This window comes from Arthrobacter pullicola, assembly GCF_014836875.1.
Taxonomy (GTDB): Bacteria; Actinomycetota; Actinomycetes; order Actinomycetales; family Micrococcaceae; genus Arthrobacter_B; species Arthrobacter_B pullicola.
The window spans coordinates 554289-559986 of sequence record NZ_JACSQC010000003.1; the positions used below are offsets into that span (position 1 = coordinate 554289).

The following is a 5698-nucleotide window of genomic DNA, read 5'->3' on the forward strand; positions in this document are numbered from 1 at the left end:
TTGCGGACGTAGCTCAGCTGGCTAGAGCACCACCTTGCCAAGGTGGATGTCGCGGGTTCGAATCCCGTCGTCCGCTCTCCTGTACTGCATGGCCCCGGAGTCTTCCGAGGCCTGGCGGTATCAGGCGCGATTGGCGCAGCGGTAGCGCGCTTCCCTGACACGGAAGAGGTCACTGGTTCGATCCCAGTATCGCGCACGGAAGATCTGTACTTGTGGATGCACAGTACTTGTGGATAGCACAGTGCCGGTCTTTTATTTGCGGACGTAGCTCAGCTGGCTAGAGCACCACCTTGCCAAGGTGGATGTCGCGGGTTCGAATCCCGTCGTCCGCTCGGAATATCGAATGGAGCAGACCTCAAGGCCTGCTCCATTCGTGTTTAACCGTCCAAACCCGGACCCCGCACTCCTTGGCCTGCTTACTCAGGGGGCTTATCATTGTTCCTGAACGGGAAGCGGTTGGCTTCCCCAGCGAAAGGAGGTGGTCCGTGTCTGTATTTGACGGGCTCAAAGGCAAGGCTGGAGAGCTGAAGGACAAGGCAACCGAACTTGTGGGCCAGAATGCCGACAAGATCAAGGGCGGCATCGACCAGGCCGGAAATTTCGTTGATAAGAAGACCGACGGAAAATACGCCGACAAGGTTGATGGAATCCAGCGCAAGGCCTCCGAAGCGGTAGATAAAGCAGACCGCGGACGGGGACCAGGCGAACCTCCCGCTGCCGGTCCGACACCTCCGGCCAGCTAGACCAAGAGCACGGCAAAAAGCCCCGGTCCCGCTCAGTCAGCGGTACCGGGGCTTTCGTGTCCTAAACTGGCGTGTCTGAGAACCAGGTTTCCCGCCCGCGGGCTAGGAAGCTTCGCCTGTCTGGCCCTCACGGGCCAGTGCGGTAAGCCGGGAGACGGCACGGTAATACTTTTTCATGTACCCGCCGGCCATCATTTCCTTGGTGAACAGCTGGTCGAACGGGACGCCGCTGGCGAGGATCGGAACGTCCTTGTCGTACAGCCGATCGGCCAGGACCACAAAGCGCAGGGCAACGGACTGCTCGGAAATGGTGTGCACGTTGTGCCAGGCAACGGCGTCGATCCCGTCGATGAGCTGGCGGTAACGGCTGGGGTGCACATCCGCGAGGTGGTTCACCAGGTCGGCGAATTCATCCTCTGCGACAGTCTTCCCGTCGTACTCCGAGGCGATTCGGGCCGCCATTCCGGCGTCGTCCAGTGGCGGCGGGGACTCGGGCAGACCGCGGTGGCGGTAATCCTCGCCGTCGATCCGCACGACGTCGAACTGGTCAGCAAGAACCTGAATCTCCCGCTGGAAGTCGACTGCAGCGAACCGGCCCTCGCCCAGCGAGCCCGGCAGGGTGTTGGACGTGGCAGCGAGCTTGACGCCGGCGTCGGACAGTTCCCGCATCAGGCGGGACATCAGGACCGTGTCCCCCGGGTCGTCGAGTTCGAATTCGTCGATGCAGACCAGCTTGTACGCGGAGAGCGCTTCCACGGTTTTGCGGAAGGACAGAGCGCCAACCAGGTTGGTGTATTCCACGAACGTGCCGAAGGCCTTGGGACCTTCCACAGCATGCCAGAGGGATGCGAGGAGGTGGGTCTTGCCTACACCGAAGCCGCCGTCGAGGTAGAAACCAGCCTTGGTTTCGGGCTTCTTGGCGCCGAACAGCTTGCGGAAGCCGCTGGGAGCCGGAGCGTCAACGCTCTCGGCGAAGGCGCGCATAGCGGAAACGGCCTGCGTCTGGGACGGCTGGGACGGGTCCGGAATGTAAGTGTCGAAGGAGACGCTGCCGAAGCGCGGTGAGGGGAAGAAACCCTGCAGGAGTTCGTCCGTGGAAACCTGGGGAGTCCGCTTCGAAAGCTGCTCCACTTGTCCTGCTGCGCCCAATCCATCCATCCGATTCTGCTAGGGGTACGGCATTTGCTGCCGTAGCAACGATACGCCACCGTGGCCGCGGCGCCCTCCTCACGGGAAGTTTTGGGCTGCAGGCATCGTTAGGCTAGTTAGTAAACCGGCCGTAAACCAAAGGAACACTCATGCCGCTTCCCGCAGATCCGAATCCGAAGTTTGCCGACTATGCCAACCCGGACCGCCTGGTTTCCACCGACTGGCTCGCCTCGCACCTCGGGTCACCGGACCTGGTGGTCCTGGAATCCAACGAGGACATCCTGCTTTACGACACCGGGCACATCCCGGGCGCCCGGAAGATCGACTGGCACACCGATTTGAACGACGCCGACACCCGCGATTTCGTGGACGGCGCAGCTTTCGCGAAGCTCATGGGCGAAAAGGGCATCAGCCGCGACACGACGGTGGTGCTTTACGGGGACAAGAGCAACTGGTGGGCCGCCTACGCCCTTTGGGTGTTCACGCTCTTTGGCCACGAAGATGTCCGGCTGCTCGACGGCGGCCGGGATAAATGGATTGCCGAAGGCCGCGAGATGACCACTGACAAGCCTGACGTTGAGGCCGTGGACTACCCCGTCGTCGAACGCAATGATGCCCCCGTCCGCGCGTACCTGCCGGACGTGCTGGCGCATCTGGGCACCGGCCCGCTGATCGACGTCCGCTCCCCCGCCGAATACACCGGCGAACGCACGCACATGCCCGACTACATGGACGAAGGCGCCATGAAGGGCGGCCACATTCCGACGGCCGTGTCCATTCCGTGGGCCAGGGCCGCAGCCGAGGACGGCACGTTCCGGACCCGGGACGAACTTGAGGCGCTCTACGGCGGGGAAGCTGGGCTCAAGGCCGGCGACGACGTAGTTGCCTACTGTCGGATCGGTGAGCGTTCCAGCCATACTTGGTTTGTACTCAGGCACCTGCTTGGCTTCGAGACGGTGCGGAACTATGACGGCTCCTGGACCGAATGGGGCAACGCTGTGCGCGTGCCTATCGTCCGCGGCACCGAGCCCGGTCCGGCTCCGCGCTGATCATCCTCCGCCGGCTACAACTGAAAGCACATTTTTCATGAGCACCACCTCATCCACCCCGTCCACTGTTCCTGCCCAGCTGCAGGAAATCGTCGAGGACTTCCAGGGTCTCAGCGAGCCCGAGCGGCTGGAACTGCTGCTGGAGTTTTCCCGGTCACTTCCGCCGCTGCCAGCACGCCTGGCTGACCATCCGGAACTGCTGGAGCAGGTTGTCGAATGCCAGTCTCCGCTCTTCCTGACCGTTGAGGTAGGCGATGCCCCGGAGCATGCTGTGGAGCTTTACTTCTCTGCGCCGCCCGAAGCTCCGACCACCAGGGGGTTTGCGGGTGTGCTGCATGAGGGGCTGAACGGGCTTCCTGCTGACGTGATTCTGGCCGTTCCCGCCGACGTTCCCGACCGGTTGGGTCTGACCCGGGCGATCACTCCCCTGCGGATGCGCGGGATGTCCGCCATGCTGGGACGTATCAAGCGGCAGGTTGCCGGACTGGTGGCTCCTGCCGGGACCGAGGCGTAACCCGTGGCCGGCGGCGGAAAGCAGGGCGGGCGCAGCGCAACTCCGGCGACGCGGGCTCTGGATGCCGCCGGCGTTTCCTACCGGACCATGAGCTACGAGCATGACCCTTCGGCGCAGTCCTACGGCTTGGAAGCCGCGGAAAAGCTTGGTGTCCCGGCTGAAGCCGTCTTCAAGACCCTGATGGTGTCTGTTGAAGGCAGGCTGGCTGTAGCCATGGTTCCCGTGGCTGGTTCTTTGGACCTGAAGAAGGTTGCTTCGCTGCTCGGATCACGGAAGGCGGTTATCGCCGACCGCGCGGAAGCCGAGAAGCGCACCGGCTATGTGGTGGGTGGGATCTCACCGCTGGGCCAGCGTCTTCCGTCTCCGGCCGTGATCGACTCCAGTGCCGAAGCACTGGAGTCGATCTACGTGTCCGGCGGCAGGCGCGGGTTTGAGATCGTGTTGTCCCCGTCCGATCTGATTCGGTTGACCTCTGCCGCTGTCGGGCCGATCGCCGTCTACAAGTAGGTTCGACGAGCGGATCCCGGAGCCTAGCTGCGCACCTTCTGCACGAATTGCAGTGTCCGCTCCCGCAGGCCGCGGATGCGTTCGGCAACAACGAGTTCCGGGTCCGGGTGAATTGCGGTCGGCTTCACCTCGGCCCGGACGTTGCGTGAGCAGGAGAACGTGCTGTGGATCAGGGTGCCAACTGAGTTGCCGTTCTTTCCGGACGCTCCGGCCTTGGGCGCGACGAACAGGTACACGTCGTCCTCGCTGATGAGGTCCTCGCACAGGGCACAGAGGGCTCTTTTGCTCGCAGAAACCAGTTCCGGCGCGCGGAGCAGGACCGCGATCGGTTTGTTGTCCACTGGAAGCACGAGGTAGGAGCGCTGCGGCATTTTGTGGTCCTGCCAGCCGATCTGGTCGAGGTTCTCCCAGTCGGTTTCGGCAAAGTCCGGCGGGAAGTTCATCGCTGCCACCTGGGAACGGCTGGCGTTGATGAAGGACTTGCGGATAACAGCTTCAGTTATGGGTTGCATGGTGATGGGCTTTCGTTCGATTTCCGGGTTCCGGGGCCGGGTGTCCGGAAGCGGGCTGTGGCGATGTTTGCCAGGCCGGCAGGCAAGTGATCCGTCCTCGGGGCAGGCAAAACTACCCCGGACGGTGGGAACGGACAGCTGGTATGCGTCGCTAGGACAGGGGCGCACTGCAGGGCGTGCAGCCCACCAGCCCTTCCGCTGCGCCGGGGCAGCTGGGTACGGGAATCGAAACAATCACGCCGGACATGCTATCAGCCCCGGAAACGCTGTGGTTCGGCGGCGGGCAGCGGCTTCGGTCGGTCCCTTTCGCGAGAGGCTCAGGTCGGATCTGCCGTTACTGGGTTGTTGGTGCGCCGGGTAGGGGCGGTGCCGTGGAACGGTATGCGTGGCCGGTGGGTGTGACGGTTCGGACGGCGTGGCGTTGGCCCGGGATACAGATCGTCTCTGCGGTCCAGCCGGGTGCTTCTTTGGCGTGGTTGCAGGCTTCGCAGAGCCCTTGTCCGTTGGTGTAGCTGGTGGGCCCTGCCTCGGAGTACGGGCGGATGTGGTCGATGTGCCGGATCGGCGCATCGCACCACGGTGTCCGGCAGGTCTGGTCGCGGGTACGGATCAGCCTTGCGAGTCCGGGCGGGAAGTACCGGGCTTTGGAGTCCATCGCGATCAGTTCACGGCTTTCCGGGTCCAGGAAGAGCCGTCGCAGAGTGACCCGGGCTTGATTGCCGCTTTCGTCGTTGGCATCGCAGCCGTTTGAAGCCGGAAGGCCCTGATTGCCGTTGGGGGCAGGCAGGTCCTGATTGCCTGCCGCATCGCGTGCATCACGGCCGGTGGGATCGGGACCAACGGCGTCCGTGCGGGCATGTCTGCGACCCTGCTCCTGCTGCTGCGGCCGAATCTCGCGTGGGTTTACGTGTGGGTCCAGATCTAGGTCTGGGTCCTGGTCTCGGTCTGGGGTGTTTCCGGTGAGCGGGGTTCTGTGTATGCCGGGCGGGATGTGGCGTTCGGGTGGGTGGTTGTCGGCAGCCAGGTCCGGGCCATGCCCGCGAAGAGCGTCGGTGATGAGATCCCTGGCCCATTGACCGGGAACGATGCCGTATCCGAGGAAGTACGCTGGCTCGTCCCCGGCCCCGGCTTTGGCCCCGTTTCCGTCCCCGGCTTCGGAAGGTGCCGCGCTTATGTTGCCGCTCTTGGCTTCCGCGGTCTCGAGGTGTCGGGGATTGGGCGGTC

General features: G+C 63.7%; 7 protein-coding genes and 3 tRNA genes. 7 read left to right on the forward strand and 3 right to left on the reverse strand.

What is annotated here, in order from left to right:
• The first annotated feature begins 2 nt into the window (after nucleotides 1-2).
• The 4 genes from H9638_RS08785 (at nucleotide 3) to H9638_RS08800 (ending at nucleotide 743) form a co-directional block, all read left to right on the forward strand.
• Nucleotides 3-76: transfer RNA gene (locus H9638_RS08785), tRNA-Gly, on the forward strand.
• A gap of 48 nt (nucleotides 77-124) precedes the next feature.
• Nucleotides 125-196 (forward strand) — tRNA-Val (locus tag H9638_RS08790).
• Between the two features lie 62 nt (nucleotides 197-258).
• A tRNA-Gly gene (locus tag H9638_RS08795) sits at nucleotides 259-332 on the forward strand.
• A gap of 153 nt (nucleotides 333-485) precedes the next feature.
• Entirely contained in the window at nucleotides 486-743 is a 258-nt protein-coding gene (locus H9638_RS08800) for an antitoxin (protein WP_191746800.1), read from the forward strand.
• Nucleotides 744-845: 102 nt separating this feature from the next.
• Here H9638_RS08800 and zapE read toward each other — a convergent pair whose 3' ends face one another.
• Nucleotides 846-1901 (reverse strand): cell division protein ZapE, encoded by a 1056-nt coding sequence (zapE, locus tag H9638_RS08805; RefSeq protein WP_191746801.1) that lies wholly within the window; start codon nucleotides 1899-1901, stop codon nucleotides 846-848.
• A 140-nt stretch (nucleotides 1902-2041) separates the two neighbouring features.
• Here zapE and H9638_RS08810 point away from each other — a divergent pair, with 140 nt between their 5' ends.
• Genes H9638_RS08810 through ybaK form a run of 3 tightly spaced genes read left to right on the forward strand, consistent with a single transcriptional unit; the run spans nucleotide 2042 to nucleotide 3962 of the window.
• Nucleotides 2042-2941 (forward strand): sulfurtransferase, encoded by a 900-nt coding sequence (locus tag H9638_RS08810; RefSeq protein WP_191746802.1) that lies wholly within the window; start codon nucleotides 2042-2044, stop codon nucleotides 2939-2941.
• Between the two features lie 37 nt (nucleotides 2942-2978).
• The gene (locus H9638_RS08815; protein ID WP_191746803.1) at nucleotides 2979-3455 is read left to right on the forward strand and encodes a SufE family protein; all 477 of its coding nucleotides are present in this window, start codon (nucleotides 2979-2981) and stop codon (nucleotides 3453-3455) included.
• A gap of 3 nt (nucleotides 3456-3458) precedes the next feature.
• Nucleotides 3459-3962 carry a Cys-tRNA(Pro) deacylase gene (gene ybaK, locus H9638_RS08820; RefSeq protein ID WP_191746804.1) on the forward strand — a complete coding sequence of 168 codons (504 nt, stop codon included), beginning with the start codon at nucleotides 3459-3461 and terminating at the stop codon, nucleotides 3960-3962.
• Nucleotides 3963-3985: 23 nt separating this feature from the next.
• Here the strand turns inward: ybaK and H9638_RS08825 are convergent, their stop codons facing one another.
• Both H9638_RS08825 and H9638_RS08830 read right to left on the reverse strand, forming a co-directional pair.
• Nucleotides 3986-4474 (reverse strand): FBP domain-containing protein, encoded by a 489-nt coding sequence (locus H9638_RS08825; RefSeq protein ID WP_191746805.1) that lies wholly within the window; start codon nucleotides 4472-4474, stop codon nucleotides 3986-3988.
• A gap of 334 nt (nucleotides 4475-4808) precedes the next feature.
• The coding region (locus H9638_RS08830; RefSeq protein WP_191746806.1) for an HNH endonuclease at nucleotides 4809-5698 on the reverse strand (890 nt) is incomplete at its 5' end.